At 63.5% G+C, this 13,808-nt stretch carries 11 protein-coding genes; 8 read left to right on the top strand and 3 right to left on the bottom strand.

Translation table 11 applies throughout. The features are described from left to right. The first annotated feature begins 148 nt into the window (after positions 1 to 148). Positions 149 to 2,941: a bifunctional [glutamate--ammonia ligase]-adenylyl-L-tyrosine phosphorylase/[glutamate--ammonia-ligase] adenylyltransferase gene (gene glnE, locus ACQKRQ_RS08215; RefSeq protein ID WP_427476304.1), complete on the top strand. Its 2,793-nt coding sequence runs from the start codon at positions 149 to 151 to the stop codon at positions 2,939 to 2,941. A gap of 188 nt (positions 2,942 to 3,129) precedes the next feature. Here glnE and recN read toward each other — a convergent pair whose 3' ends face one another. Both recN and ACQKRQ_RS08205 read right to left on the bottom strand, forming a co-directional pair. Next, positions 3,130 to 4,800: a DNA repair protein RecN gene (recN, locus tag ACQKRQ_RS08210; RefSeq protein WP_427476302.1), complete on the bottom strand. Its 1,671-nt coding sequence runs from the start codon at positions 4,798 to 4,800 to the stop codon at positions 3,130 to 3,132. Between the two features lie 71 nt (positions 4,801 to 4,871). Next, complete coding sequence (locus ACQKRQ_RS08205) at positions 4,872 to 5,774, bottom strand: NAD kinase (RefSeq protein WP_132375999.1); 903 nt, start codon at positions 5,772 to 5,774, stop codon at positions 4,872 to 4,874. 330 nt (positions 5,775 to 6,104) lie between these two features. Here ACQKRQ_RS08205 and hrcA point away from each other — a divergent pair, with 330 nt between their 5' ends. The 3 genes from hrcA (at position 6,105) to ACQKRQ_RS08190 (ending at position 8,785) form a co-directional block, all read left to right on the top strand. Continuing rightward, the gene (hrcA, locus tag ACQKRQ_RS08200) at positions 6,105 to 7,124 is read left to right on the top strand and encodes a heat-inducible transcriptional repressor HrcA (protein ID WP_106284494.1); all 1,020 of its coding nucleotides are present in this window, start codon (positions 6,105 to 6,107) and stop codon (positions 7,122 to 7,124) included. 174 nt (positions 7,125 to 7,298) lie between these two features. Next, entirely contained in the window at positions 7,299 to 8,369 is a 1,071-nt protein-coding gene (gene hemH / locus ACQKRQ_RS08195; RefSeq protein WP_132375998.1) for a ferrochelatase, read from the top strand. An 8-nt stretch (positions 8,370 to 8,377) separates the two neighbouring features. Further along, the gene (locus ACQKRQ_RS08190; protein ID WP_132375997.1) at positions 8,378 to 8,785 is read left to right on the top strand and encodes an RNA-binding S4 domain-containing protein; all 408 of its coding nucleotides are present in this window, start codon (positions 8,378 to 8,380) and stop codon (positions 8,783 to 8,785) included. Between the two features lie 209 nt (positions 8,786 to 8,994). On the opposite strand, the gene ACQKRQ_RS08185 is transcribed toward ACQKRQ_RS08190, so the two are convergent. Further along, on the bottom strand, positions 8,995 to 9,309 hold the full coding sequence (locus ACQKRQ_RS08185) for a hypothetical protein (protein WP_132375996.1): 315 nt from the start codon (positions 9,307 to 9,309) through the stop codon (positions 8,995 to 8,997). Between ACQKRQ_RS08185 and grpE the strand changes: the two genes are divergently transcribed. From grpE to dnaJ, 4 genes are all read left to right on the top strand, one after another. Continuing rightward, positions 9,308 to 9,892 (top strand): nucleotide exchange factor GrpE, encoded by a 585-nt coding sequence (gene grpE / locus ACQKRQ_RS08180; RefSeq protein WP_132375995.1) that lies wholly within the window; start codon positions 9,308 to 9,310, stop codon positions 9,890 to 9,892. The genes ACQKRQ_RS08185 and grpE overlap by 2 nt on opposite strands. A 71-nt stretch (positions 9,893 to 9,963) precedes the next feature. Next, complete coding sequence (locus ACQKRQ_RS08175) at positions 9,964 to 10,275, top strand: hypothetical protein (RefSeq protein WP_427476300.1); 312 nt, start codon at positions 9,964 to 9,966, stop codon at positions 10,273 to 10,275. A gap of 143 nt (positions 10,276 to 10,418) precedes the next feature. Further along, positions 10,419 to 12,371, top strand: a complete 1,953-nt coding sequence (gene dnaK / locus ACQKRQ_RS08170; protein WP_132375994.1) for a molecular chaperone DnaK — start codon at positions 10,419 to 10,421, stop codon at positions 12,369 to 12,371. 280 nt (positions 12,372 to 12,651) lie between these two features. Further along, positions 12,652 to 13,791, top strand: a complete 1,140-nt coding sequence (dnaJ, locus tag ACQKRQ_RS08165) for a molecular chaperone DnaJ (RefSeq protein ID WP_132375993.1) — start codon at positions 12,652 to 12,654, stop codon at positions 13,789 to 13,791. Positions 13,792 to 13,808: the final 17 nt, after the last annotated feature.

Genomic DNA, 13,808 nt, shown 5'->3' with positions numbered 1-13,808 from the left:
GTAACACACGGGAAAGCGTAGGCGGACCTCCTGCAAACCCTGTCTGCATGCCGTCTCGCGACTTGCGCGAGGCTGCCGCGACCACCGCTACCGTGTACTACGACGAACTGAACCACGCTGATCAAGCAACGAGCGAGCCAGACCCTTGATGACTGACGCCACTCTCCTGAGTTCCAACTATTCACACTACGCGGCGCGCGCTGCGGCGGCCCGTCCGCAACTCGTGGCGCACGTGGCGGCGCTGGCGTCCGGGCCGCTCACGCGCGAGCGTATCGACGCGCGTTTCGACGCCTTGTGCGCCGAGTCGGCCGGCGCGGCCGATGCGCCATTGAGTGAAGATGCACTTAAACGGGCCTTGCGCCAACTGCGCACCGAGGTTTTTTGCGCCGTGATGGAGCGTGATCTGGCGGGTGAGGCGGATGTTGCCGAAGTCACCGGCGCGATGACGGACCTGGCGGAGACGACGATCCAGCGCGCGCTTGCGGTCCTGTCCGCCGAACTCGAAGCGCTATACGGTGAGCCGCGCAATCCGCAAGGCGAACGGCTCTCGCTTGGCGTGGTGGGGATGGGCAAGCTTGGCGGGCGCGAGCTGAATGTGTCGTCCGATATCGACTTGATCTTCATTTACGAAGAGGACGGCGAGACCGCCGGCGGCCAGCGTTCGCCGATCGCCACGCAGGACTTTTTCACGCGCCTCGGCAAGCGCCTGATCGGCGCCCTCGCCGAAGTGACCGGCGACGGCTACGTGTTCCGCGTCGATATGCGGCTGCGGCCGAACGGCGACTCGGGGCCGCTCGTGTGCAGTCTCGGCATGCTCGAAGAGTATTTCTACGTGCAAGGCCGCGAGTGGGAGCGCTATGCGTGGATCAAGGGGCGTCTCGTGTCCGAAGCCGCGAGCGATGCCGCGCAACGGCTGCAGAAGCAGCTCGATGCGATCGTCACACCGTTCGTCTATCGCCGCTATCTCGACTTCGGCGTGATCAGCGCGATTCGCGCACTCCATCTGCAGATTCGCCAGGAGGCGCAGCGGCGCGCGTCGATGCGTCCCGACAAGGCGGACGACATCAAGCTCGGGCGGGGCGGCATCCGCGAAATCGAATTCAGCGCGCAGGTGTTCCAGTTGATCCGTGGCGGCCAGGATGCGGGCTTCCGTGTGCGGCCGACGCTTGCCGTGCTGCGTCACGCGGCCACGCATGGGCTGATCGACACGTCGGTTTGCGTGAAGCTGTCGCAGGCGTATCGCTTCCTGCGCGAACTCGAGCATCGGCTGCAATACCGCAACGATGCGCAGACCCATGCGATGCCGGTCGATCGCGAGGAACGCGCGGCGCTCGCTCATGCGATGGGTTGCGACGACTACGCCGCGCTGATGGCCAAGCTCGACGCGCATCGCGAATTCGTCGAACAGCAGTTCGATCAGATTTTCGCCGACAAGGTGAGCGGCCGCGACGGCTGTGGCGCCCCCGAAGACGGCGCCGGCGTGTGGGTGTGGAGCAGCGCGCTCGCCGACGACAGCGCCGACGAAGCCCTGCAGGCGCGCCTGATCGAACTCGGCGTGGCCGAACCGGGCGAACTGCTCGCGCGGCTGCGCGCGGTGTGGCAGTCGTCGCGTTATGCGGGGCTGGCCGAGCGCAGCCGGCAACGTTTCGACATCGTCGCGCAACGGGCGCTCGAAGCCGCGCGCACTTTAGAGCCCGCCGAGCGGCGCGGCGATACGGTGGCGCGGTTCTTCGACCTGCTCGAAGCGGTGAGCCGGCGCGGCGCGTATCTCGCGCTGCTGACCGAATATCCGCAGGCGCTGCATCGCGTGCTGTCGGTGCTCGGCGGTTCGCGCTGGGCGGCCGGCTATCTGATCCGCCATCCGCAATTGCTCGACGAATTGCTGGACGACGAAGCGATCAACAGTCCGTTCGACTGGCCCGAGTTCAAGCGCACGCTGCGCCTGCGCCTTGCCGCGGCGGATGGCGTCGAACAGCAGATGGATCTGTTGCGCCATGCCCACCAGGCCGAGGTGTTTCGCATTCTGCTAATCGATCTGGCCGGCAAGCTGAGCGTCGAACATGTGAGCGACCGGCTGTCCGAACTTGCCGATGCCGTGCTCGACGTCACGCTCGAGGCCGTCTGGAACCAACTGCCGAAACGCCACCGCGACGTGCCGCGTTTCGCGGTGATCGCGTACGGCAAGCTGGGCGGCAAGGAACTGGGCTACGCGTCCGATCTCGACGTGATCTTCCTCTACGACGACCCCGACGACGCCGCAGCCGACGTCTACTCCACCTACACCCGCCGCCTGATCACCTGGCTCACGACGGCAACCGGCGCCGGCACCCTGTTCGACGTCGACTTGCGTCTGCGGCCGAACGGCGAATCGGGCCTGCTCGTCACCGATCTGGACGCGTTCCGCCGTTACCAGTTGCGCGAGGGCGACGCAGCGAATACGGCGTGGGTGTGGGAACACCAGGCATTGAGCCGCGCGCGTTACTGCGCGGGCGACGCTGAGATCGGCGCGAAGTTCGAAGCCATCCGCGAACAGGTGCTGACCACGCCGCGCGAAGCGGCGCCGCTGATGAAGGAAATTGTGGAGATGCGTGCGCGCGTAGAAGCGGGGCATCCGAACCATACGGCGCTGTTCGACCTGAAGCACGATAGCGGCGGGATGGTGGATATCGAATTCACCGTGCAGTACTGGGTGTTGTTGCACGCGGCGAGCGATCCCGAGTTGATCCGCAATACCGGCAACATCGCGTTGCTGCGGGAAGTGTCGCGCTTCGGCCTGATGAGCGAGGCGGAAGCGGAGACGGTCGGCGCGGCGTATCGCACGTACCGCAAGTTGCAGCACCAGTTGCGGTTGGATGGGATGGAGAAGGCGCGGGTCGAGCCGGCGCTGGTGGCTAGGGAGCGTGAAGCGGTGCTGGGGCTGTGGAAGCGTGTGTTTGGTTGAACGTGCGCGAGGGTTTCTCAAGCGGGATCTGCCTGGCGGCGCTTCGAGCGGCGGCGTGAGCGACGTCGCGGCCTTCACTCTGCCAAGCGGGCGACGCGCCCAGCGATTCACCCTTAGCCGCCGTTCGTCGCCGCCAGTGCTCCGATCGCGAGTCGCGGATGGCGAGGGCATCCCCAGCCGACGAACAACTACGCCGCCAGCATTTCCTTCGCATGCTTGCGCGTGGTCGGTGTGATCTCCAGGCCGCCGAGCATGCGCGCGACTTCCTCGACGCGGCTCGCCTTGTCGAGCGAGGTCACGCTGCTGACCGTGCCGCCTTTGCCATTGCCCGCTTTCGCCACCTGGAAATGATGGTCGCCGCGCGCGGCAACTTGCGGCAAGTGCGTCACGCACAGCACCTGGCGCTGTTGGCCAAGCTGATGCAATAGCCGCCCGACCACTTCGGCGACGCCGCCGCCGATGCCCGTGTCCACTTCGTCGAAGATCAGCGTGGGTGTCGGGCTGGCGGCGCTGGCGATCACGGCGAGCGCGAGGCTGATCCGCGCCAGTTCGCCGCCTGAGGCGACCTTGGCAAGCGGCCGCAGCGGCACGCCGGCATGACCGGCGACGCGGAACTCGACCTGTTCGAGCCCATGCGCGCCGCCTTCGGGCAGCGGCACCAGCGCGACTTCGAAGCTGCCGCCTTTCATCGACAGTTCCTGCATGCCCGTGGTGACCGCCGCGCCCAGCGCCTTGCCGGCCTTGGCGCGCGCCTTCGAGAGTTTCTTCGCCTCGGTCAGGAAGTCTTCCCTGGCTTTGGCTTCGGCGGCGTGCAGGCTGGCGAGGTCGGCGGCCGCGTCGAGCGCGGCCAGTTGAGCGCGACGCGCCTCGTGTTCCTCCGGCAGCGTTTCCGGCTGCAGACGGAACTTGCGCGCGGCCGAATGCAACGCGTCGAGACGCTTCTCGACCTGCGCCAGCCGGTCCGGATCGAGTTCGAGCTTTTGCGCGTAATGACTCAGCGAATAAGCCGCTTCCTGCAGCTGGATTTCGGCCGGCTCGAGCGCGGCCAGCACGTCGTTCAAGGCCGGATCGATCTCCGCCAGATCGCGCACCTTAGAGACGATCGAGGAAAGATGCGTGATCATGGCCTCGTCCGATTCGGACAGTGCGCCGAGCGCGCCTTGCACGCCGTCGATCAGATTGGCGGAGTGCGACAGCCGCCGATGCTCGGCGTTCACTTCTTCCCACTCACCGGGTTGCGGCGCGAGCTTGTCCAGTTCGGTGAGCTGCCAGGCGAGGCGCTCGCGTTCCAGTTGCAGTTCACGGTCACGCGTTTGCGCGTGCTCGACCGCCTGAACCTTCTCGCGCCACATGCGCCATGCTCGCGTAACGGTTGCGGCAGTGTCGGACAGGCCGGCGTGTGTGTCGAACAGTTCGCGTTGCGCGTCGGGGCGCATCAGCAACTGGTGCGCATGCTGGCCATGAATATCCACCAGCATTTCGCCGACCTCGCGCAACTGCGCGAGCGTCGCCGCGGTGCCGTTGATGAAGGCCCGCGAACGGCCGTTGGCATCCACCACGCGCCGCAGCATCACCGTGCCGTCGTGATGGCCGTCGTCGCCGGTCGTGCCGAGCGCCTGCTCGTCGAGCCATTGCTCGACCTGCCCATGCGTCTCGAACTCCGCAGTGATGTCGGCGCGGCTTTCGCCGGTGCGCACGACGTTCGCATCGGCGCGGGCGCCGAGCGCTAGCGCCAGCGCGTCGATCAGGATCGACTTGCCGGCGCCGGTTTCGCCGGAGAAAACAGTAAAGCCGCTGTCGAATTCGAGATCGAGCGCGGCGACGATGACGAAGTCGCGTATCGAGAGGTGGCGAAGCATGGAGGTCGTCTGGTGAGCGTGATAGTCGGGTTTCGGCAGCGGCGGCGTTCGCGTTCCGGTGTCCTTGCCGCTCAGGGCTTGGAGTCTTCTTCGTGCGACGGGTATTCGTTCCAGTGCAGCTTCTTGCGCAGCGTGGCGAAGTAGCTGTAGCCGACGGGATGCAGCATCGGCACCGTATGACGCGAGCGGCGCACTTCGATCGTGTCGCTCAGTTCGAGCGAGGTGAACGACTGCATGTCGAAATTGACGTTCACCTCACGCCCCGAGACGATCTGGATGCTCACCTTGGAGTCGTCCGGCAGCACGATCGGCCGGTTCGAGAGCGCGTGCGGCGCGATCGGCACCAGCACGATGCCCTGCAATTGCGGATGCAGAATCGGCCCTTGCGACGACAGCGCGTAAGCGGTCGAGCCGGTGGGCGTGGCCACGATCAGGCCGTCCGAGCGCTGGTTGTACATGAAGCGGCCGTCCACCGAGACATGCAGTTCCGCCATGCCCGAGAAGCCGCTGCGGTTGACCACCACGTCGTTGAAGGCCAGCGCGTGATAGATCGGATTGCCGCCGCGCATAATGCGCGCTTCGAGCAGCACACGTTCTTCGCGCTCGAAGTTGCCCGAGAGCATTTGCGGCACGATCTCGCGCATGTCGGAGATCGGAATGTCGGTAATGAAGCCGAGCCGCCCGTGGTTGATGCCGATCAGCGGCGTGCGGTACGGCGCAAGCTGGCGGCCGATGCCGAGCATGGTGCCGTCGCCGCCCAGCACCACCGCAACGTCGGCGCGCGCGCCGATCTCGGCGGGACGCAGCGCCGGATAGTCGGTGACGCCGATCTCGGCGGCGGTGTCGGCTTCGAACACGACCTCGAAGCCGCGCTTCGCGATGCACGAGGCGAGCGTGGTCAAGGGCTCGGCGATGCCCGGCGTATTGTTGCGCCCGACGAGCGCGACGGTCTTGAACTGGCTGGTCACTTGCATGCCGGCATTACACCATAGGTAGGGCCTGAAAAGAACCGCAGACAGACCCGGTAGCCGGCCGGCACGCGCGGGCCGTCAGCGCATCTCGCGATTATCGTTAGAATGGTGAAGCCTTGATGACATGTGCGCCGGTTAAAGTGCGGCGGGGTGCCGGCAGCGGGGCCGCCCAGAAGGTGGCCTGCAAGGTGGTCCGCAAAGCGCCGGGCGGAACGCCGGCTAGCAGGCCGGACCGAAGGCAATGCGCTGCGCCGGCAACAGGCGGCGCGTTCGTCAGGGATGGGCGCCCCTAGCGCTCGCGGTTGTCGTGCCATTGAGCTAAAATTTTCCGTCATGCTAGATCCTCGCGCACAAACCCTCCTCAAAACGCTGATCGAGCGCTACATCGCCGAAGGTCAGCCGGTCGGCTCGCGCACGTTGTCGCGCTATTCGGGCCTCGAACTGAGTCCCGCAACGATCCGCAACGTGATGTCCGACCTCGAGGACCTGGGGCTCGTGATCAGTCCGCATACTTCGGCGGGCCGCATTCCTACGCCTCGCGGCTACCGCCTGTTCGTGGACACCATGCTGACGGTGGAGTCCGCCGCGGACGAAGAGGCCGTGACGCGTACCGTCAAGACTACGCTGCAGGCGGGCGAACCGCAGAAAATCGTTGCGGCTGCGGCCAGCGTGCTCTCCAATTTGTCGCAGTTCGCCGGCGTGGTGCTCACGCCGCGGCGCAGCCATGTGTTCAAGCAGATCGAGTTCATGCGTTTGTCCGACAAGCGCATTCTGCTGATCATCGTCACGCCGGAAGGGGACGTGCAGAACCGCATCATGGCGACCCAGCGCGATTTCTCGCCGTCGCAACTGGTCGAGGCTTCCAACTACATCAACGCGCACTTCGCGGGCCTTTCGTTCGACGACGTGCGCCGCCGCCTGCGCGAAGAAATCGACGAACTGCGCGGTGACATGACTACGCTGATGCACGCCGCCGTCACCGCCAGCACGGACGAATCCGACACGGGCGAGACCGTGCTGATTTCCGGCGAGCGCAACCTGCTCGAAGTCGCCGACCTTTCGTCGGACATGGCGCGCTTGCGCAAGTTGTTCGATGTGTTCGACCAAAAGACCAGTCTCCTTCAATTGCTCGACGTGTCGAGTCACGCGGCGGGTGTGCAGATTTTCATCGGCGGCGAGTCGAATCTCGTACCGATCGAGGAAATGAGCGTGGTCACCGCGCCGTACGAGGTGAACGGCAAGATCGTCGGCACGCTCGGCGTGATCGGGCCGACCCGCATGGCCTACAACCGCGTGATTCCGATTGTGGACATCACCGCACGCCTGCTTTCCCTGACTCTCAGCCAGCAATAAATAGCTTCGACTCCTGGCCGCGGCGGCACCTGCTGCAAATAATGCGTGACCGCGCGCGGCTTGCCAATTGGCCGAATGGCCAGGGGTGTCCGGCGGACCGGTGCATGAACCGCGCCGCTATAATGAATCCCACCTGAACCGACTCTCCGCCAAAACCGGTTACTTCTGCTGCCTATGCGCTTCGACCTCGAGCGGCCCTCACAGAACGCCACGTCACACCGTGTCGCCGTGCTGCTGATCAATCTCGGCACGCCCGACGCGCCGACGCCGCGTGCGGTCCGCCGCTATCTCGCGCAGTTTCTGTCCGATCCGCGCGTGGTCGAAATTCCGGCGCTGCTCTGGCAGATCATTCTGCGGCTGCTGATTTTGCCGGTCCGGGGCCGCGCGTCCGCCAAGAAGTACGCCGCGGTGTGGATGCCCGAAGGCTCGCCACTGCGCGTTCACACAGAGAAGCAGGTGGAGGGCTTGCGCCATCTGTTGCAATTGAACGACTACACGGTGCTGGTCGATTACGCGATGCGCTACGGCACGCCGGGCATTCCGGCCATGCTGAACCAGCTCAAGCTGGCGGGCGCCGAGCGCGTGCTGCTGATGCCCATGTATCCGCAGTATTCGTCGTCGACCACCGCCACCGCTTTCGACGACGCTTTTTCGGCGCTCAAGCGTATGCGCAATCAGCCGGAGATCCGCACGGTGCGGCAGTACGCCGACCATCCGGCCTACATCGCGGCGCTTGCCGCGCAGGTGCATCACTATTGGCATCAGCACGGCCGGCCGGACTTTGCCGCGGGCGACAAGCTGGTACTGAGTTTCCACGGCGTGCCCAAGCGCACGCTGGATCTCGGCGACCCATACCACGAGCAATGCCAGCAAACCGGCGCACTGTTGATGCAGGCGCTCGAACTGACACAGGTGGAATGCCGCATCACGTTCCAGTCGCGGTTTGGCAAGGCCGAATGGCTGCAGCCGTACACGGCGCCCACGCTGAAGGAACTGGGTGCGGCGGGTGTGCGTCGCGCCGACGTGTTCTGTCCGGGCTTTACAGCCGATTGCCTTGAAACGATCGAGGAAATCGGCATGGAAGTGCGCGACGAATTCCTCCACGCGGGCGGCAAGGATTTCCATCGGATTCCCTGCTTGAACGCCTCGCAGGCATGGATTGCCGCGCTGGGCGAGATCGTCGCGCAGAACCTCCAGGGATGGCCGGTGCAGGCGTTGCCGGTGCCGCATACGACAGGAGCTTGAACAGGCTCATGAATTACACGATTTCAACTGAAGCGGGCGCGAAGCTGCGCATCGACAAATGGCTTTGGGCGGCGCGCTTCTTCAAGACGCGTTCGCTCGCGGCCGACGCCGTCGAAAAAGGCCACGTGCGGATTGGCGGCGCCAGCGTTAAGCCGGCCAAAGACGTGCGGGTCGGCGACCTGGTGGAGATCGAGATCGAACGGATCGTGTGGCAGGTGGAAGTGCTGGGCGTGTGCGACGTGCGCGGCCCGGCGAGCGTCGCGCAAACGCTTTATGCGGAAACCGAAGCGAGCAAGGTGAAGCGGCAGGTCGAACAGGAGCGGCGCAAGACGTATCGCGAGCCGGCGGCCGCGTTGCACGGCCGGCCGACCAAACGCGACAGGCGCACTATCGACAAACTTTCAGGTGGGGGTTGAACAGTTGTTCCATGGTCGCATGCACACCGCCGTATTCGGTAGTGTGGTCGTTGACAGCCCCGGACATGCAGATGGTCGTGGTGCCCGCAATCAGAACCAATGCGACCACCGAGATTGCAAAGGTCAGTTTCACGGTACTCCCCTCGGGAAGGTTCAGGATAAAGACGGGCGAATCGGGTGGAAATTGCAATATGTCGGAAAGGTTGACGTCAGATTAGGGTTAACGCGTCTTTTCCGATGCTTAAGTGGAGCATAGGCCACTTGTCGATAGCACTCAATCTCAATCTGATTGCGCAGCAATAATCGTTGTAACCGGGCATTTCCGCCGCGCGTTCGTGGTGCGAAAAGATCCGGGAGAACCGCTTGAAATGGTTGTTCCCGGCCTCATCTGCCGTTTTGATTTGCGGTGACTCGCGCAGTTGTCTGTCGCGATTTTGCAACGCACAAACCGCGCCAGGTTTGATGCGTTGCCTGCCACCGTTGGCTTTTACCTCGCTTTCACATTTAACGACTTTCAGCGACATGGAAAACACGCAAGAGAACCCGACGAGCCAGAATCCCACGCCCGCCGACGAAACCGCGCGCCAGGCCGCCGAGGCCGCGGCACCTCAGCAGGAAGCGGCTGCCAACGCCGCGACCGACTCGCCGGTCAACGCCGAGCAAGCGGCCTTGGCCGAAGCTGAAGCGAAGATCGCCGAGTTGCAGGAAAGCTTCCTGCGGGCCAAGGCTGAGACCGAAAACGTCCGCCGCCGCGCTCAGGAAGACGTCGCCAAGGCGCACAAGTTTGCAATCGAGAGCTTCGCCGAGCATCTGCTGCCGGTAATCGACAGCCTCGAGGCAGCCGTCGCCCACTCATCCGACGACCTGCAGAAGGTGCGCGAAGGCGTCGAACTCACGCTGCGCCAGCTCACCGGCGCGTTGGAGAAGGGCCGCGTCGTCGCCCTGAATCCGATTGGCGAGAAGTTCGACCCGCACCGCCATCAGGCCATTTCCATGGTGCCGGCCGAGCAGGAGCCGAACACCGTGGTGGCCGTGCTGCAAAAGGGCTTCGTGATCGCCGATCGCGTGCTGCGTCCGGCACTCGTGACCGTCGCGGCGCCGAAGTAAGCGCCGGAAGGCTCGGTAAGCCGTTTCGGCCGGCAGGCAGCGCTGCGGCCAGTGTTCTGGTCGGCGCCTCGGTGTTTGGCGTCTTCGCGATGCGCGAGCTCGGCGCCGAGTCATTCGGAGCAGACGATGAACTGGCGTGGTGTTTGCCAGAATCTCGACCGTTTCAACTGCGAGATCTTCAGGAAAGCCGTGCCCGTGAGCCGGGCGCGATTCACGCGCTCGGTCTCGAATGGGTTCACAGCAACGTTGGCGAGCATCGCGAACTGGGCCGGCGCTTCATGCTGCACGGCGTGGCCACGTGGTTTCACTTCCACGGCGGCAGGCAGGCGGCTCGGTTAATGGAACAAATTTGGGCAAAAGTTCGCCCGATTGAAAAAAATTAAAGACCGCATCGCAAAAGAGGTCTTGAAAACGATGCGGACGCACTTATGTTGAGTGCAGGTAGGAATTGAGAGCGGATCGCCTTACCGCCAGCTGGGCAAACAAGGCGCTTCCCGCAGCGATCAAAGTTAGGAGATTAGTAAAAATGGGCAAAATCATCGGCATCGACCTCGGCACGACCAACTCGTGCGTGGCGATCATGGAAGGCAATTCGGTCAAGGTGATCGAGAACTCGGAAGGTGCGCGCACCACGCCGTCGATCATCGCTTACATGGAAGACGGCGAGATTCTCGTCGGCGCGCCTGCGAAGCGTCAGTCGGTCACCAACCCGAAGAACACGCTGTACGCAGTCAAGCGCCTGATCGGCCGCCGCTTCGAAGAAAAAGAAGTGCAGAAAGACATCGGCCTGATGCCGTACAAGATCATGAAAGCCGATAACGGCGACGCATGGGTCGAAGTGCGCGATCAGAAGCTCGCTCCGCCGCAAATTTCCGCGGAAGTGCTGCGCAAGATGAAGAAGACCGCTGAAGACTATCTCGGCGAGCCGGTCACGGAAGCTGTGATCACGGTTCCCGCGTACTTCAACGACAGCCAGCGCCAGGCAACCAAAGATGCAGGCCGCATCGCCGGTCTGGAAGTGAAGCGGATCATCAACGAGCCGACCGCAGCCGCTCTGGCATTCGGTCTGGACAAGGCCGAAAAGGGCGACCGCAAGATCGCGGTGTATGACCTGGGCGGCGGTACGTTCGACGTGTCGATCATCGAAATCGCGGACGTCGACGGTGAAATGCAGTTTGAAGTGCTCTCCACGAACGGCGATACGTTCCTGGGCGGGGAAGACTTCGACCAGCGCATCATCGATTACATCATTGCCGAGTTCAAGAAAGAACAGGGCGTGGATCTGTCGAAAGATGTGCTCGCGCTGCAACGCCTGAAGGAATCGGCTGAAAAGGCGAAGATCGAGCTGTCGTCGAGCCAGCAAACCGAAATCAACCTGCCGTACATCACGGCCGACGCGTCGGGTCCGAAGCACTTGAACCTGAAAATTACGCGTGCGAAGCTGGAAGCACTGGTTGAAGAGCTGATCGAACGCACCATCGAACCGTGCCGCGTGGCGATCAAGGACGCAGGCGTAAAGGTCGGCGAAATCGACGACGTGATTCTCGTCGGCGGTATGACCCGCATGCCGAAGGTGCAGGAAAAGGTCAAGGAGTTCTTCGGCAAGGATCCGCGCCGTGACGTGAACCCGGACGAAGCCGTCGCCGTGGGCGCCGCGATTCAAGGTCAGGTTCTGTCGGGCGACCGCAAGGACGTTCTGCTGCTCGACGTGACCCCGCTGTCGCTCGGCATCGAAACGCTCGGCGGCGTGATGACGAAGATGATCAACAAGAACACCACGATCCCGACCAAGCACGCCCAGGTCTACTCGACGGCCGACGACAATCAGGGCGCCGTGACGATCAAGGTGTTCCAGGGCGAACGCGAAATGGCAGCGGGCAACAAGCTGCTGGGCGAGTTCAACCTGGAAGGCATTCCGCCAGCACCGCGCGGCACGCCGCAGATCGAGGTGAGCTTCGACATCGACGCGAACGGCATTCTGCACGTCGGCGCGAAAGACAAGGCGACCGGCAAGGAAAACCGCATCACGATCAAGGCGAACTCGGGTCTGTCCGAAGCCGAAATCGAGAAGATGGTGAAGGACGCCGAAGCGAACGCGGAAGAAGATCACAAGCTGCGTGAACTGGCCGATGCGCGCAACCAGGGCGACGCGCTGGTCCACAGCACGAAGAAGGCGCTCACCGAATACGGCGACAAGCTGGAAGCTTCCGAGAAGGAAAAGATCGAAGCCGCGCTGAAGGACCTCGAAGAAACGCTGAAGAGCGGTTCGAGCGACAAGGCCGCGATCGAAGCCAAGATCGAAGTGGTGGCCACCGCCTCGCAGAAGATGGGCGAGAAGATGTACGCCGACATGCAGGCTGCGCAAGGTGCCGAAGCAGCGGCAGCGGGCGCGGCAAGCCCGGGTGCAACGGCCGGTGGCGCGAGCCACCAGCAGGACGACGTGGTCGACGCCGAGTTCAAGGAAGTCAAGAAAGACTAAAGCCAGGTCGCCTTTCGACCGTAAAGCCGCACACAGCCTTGTGTGCGGCCCGGCTGCACCGGACACTGCGCCAGCTTTGTCGAACAGCAGGACAGCAGAAACGTGCAAGAGCGGTTATCACGCCTGGCGAGCCTTTTAGGCTCTCCGGGCACATTTGTTTTATGGAGGGCGTTGTTTTGAGCCGCATTCAGGCGGCATGAAACAGCGGCCGGACGAGTCGTGAGACTCCAGCATTCAAGAGGAGCCACCGTGCGCATTGCGCGAGTGGCGTTGAACCGATATGGCGAAACGGGATTACTACGAGGTTCTGGGCGTCGCAAAGAACGCGAGCGACGACGAAATCAAGAAGGCTTATCGCAAGCTGGCGATGAAGCACCACCCCGACCGCAATCCGGGCAACAAGGATGCGGAAGAGCATTTCAAAGAGGTGAAGGAAGCCTATGAAATGCTCTCGGACTCGCAAAAGCGTGCCGCGTATGATCAGTACGGGCACGCGGGCGTCGATCCGAACATGGGCGGTGCCGGGGCGCAAGGCTTCGGCGGGTTTGCCGACGCATTCGGCGATATCTTCGGCGACATCTTCGGCCAGGCGGCCGGTGGCGCCGCACGCGGCGGCGGCCGCGCCGGCCCGCAGGTGTATCGCGGCGCCGATCTGCGCTACAGCATGGAAATCACGCTGGAACAGGCCGCACACGGCTACGACACGCAGATTCGCGTGCCGAGCTGGGTCTCGTGCGAAGTCTGTCACGGTTCGGGCGCCAAGCCCGGCACCAAGCCGGAAACCTGCCCAACCTGTAGCGGTTCGGGTTCGGTGCGTATGTCGCAAGGCTTTTTCAGCATTCAGCAAACCTGCCCGAAGTGCCATGGCACCGGCACCTACATTCCTGAACCGTGCGGCCACTGCCACGGCGCGGGCAAGGTGAAGGAAACCAAGACGCTGGAAGTGAAGATCCCGGCAGGTATCGACGACGGCATGCGTATCCGTTCCGCCGGCAATGGCGAGCCGGGTATCAACGGCGGCCCGTCGGGCGATCTGTACGTCGAGATTCACATCAAGCAGCACTCGGTGTTCGAGCGCGACGGCGACGATCTGCATTGCCAGATGCCGATTCCGTTCACCACCGCGGCGCTCGGCGGCGAAATCGAAGTGCCGACCCTCGCGGGCCGCGCCAGCTTCACCGTGCCGGAAGGCACGCAGTCGGGCAAGACGTTCCGTCTGCGTGGCAAGGGCATCAAGGGGCTGCGTTCGAGCATTGCCGGCGATCTGTACGTGCACGTGCAAGTCGAAACGCCGGTCAAGCTCACCGAGCCGCAACGCGATCTGCTCAAGCAGTTCGAGAAGGCATTGGTCGAGGGTGGCTCGCGGCATAGTCCGCAAAGCAAGAGCTGGTTCGATCGGGTGAAGAGTTTCTTCGATTAATGGCAGTTTGAAGTTGG

The sequence above is a fragment of the Paraburkholderia sp. NPDC080076 genome (genome assembly GCF_050281145.1).
Lineage (GTDB): Bacteria > Pseudomonadota > Gammaproteobacteria > Burkholderiales > Burkholderiaceae > Paraburkholderia.
This window is presented reverse-complemented; position numbering and strand designations above follow the sequence as displayed.

Coding starts and splice junctions, on each gene's coding strand:
- ACQKRQ_RS08190 (WP_132375997.1), top strand. CDS start 8,378: ATGAATTACACGATTTCAACTGAAGCGGGCGCGAAGCTGCGCATCGAC.
- glnE (WP_427476304.1), top strand. CDS start 149: ATGACTGACGCCACTCTCCTGAGTTCCAACTATTCACACTACGCGGCG.
- ACQKRQ_RS08205 (WP_132375999.1), bottom strand. CDS start 5,774: ATGCAAGTGACCAGCCAGTTCAAGACCGTCGCGCTCGTCGGGCGCAAC.
- ACQKRQ_RS08185 (WP_132375996.1), bottom strand. CDS start 9,309: ATGTCGCTGAAAGTCGTTAAATGTGAAAGCGAGGTAAAAGCCAACGGT.
- hemH (WP_132375998.1), top strand. CDS start 7,299: ATGCGCTTCGACCTCGAGCGGCCCTCACAGAACGCCACGTCACACCGT.
- hrcA (WP_106284494.1), top strand. CDS start 6,105: ATGCTAGATCCTCGCGCACAAACCCTCCTCAAAACGCTGATCGAGCGC.
- grpE (WP_132375995.1), top strand. CDS start 9,308: ATGGAAAACACGCAAGAGAACCCGACGAGCCAGAATCCCACGCCCGCC.
- dnaK (WP_132375994.1), top strand. CDS start 10,419: ATGGGCAAAATCATCGGCATCGACCTCGGCACGACCAACTCGTGCGTG.
- dnaJ (WP_132375993.1), top strand. CDS start 12,652: ATGGCGAAACGGGATTACTACGAGGTTCTGGGCGTCGCAAAGAACGCG.
- recN (WP_427476302.1), bottom strand. CDS start 4,800: ATGCTTCGCCACCTCTCGATACGCGACTTCGTCATCGTCGCCGCGCTC.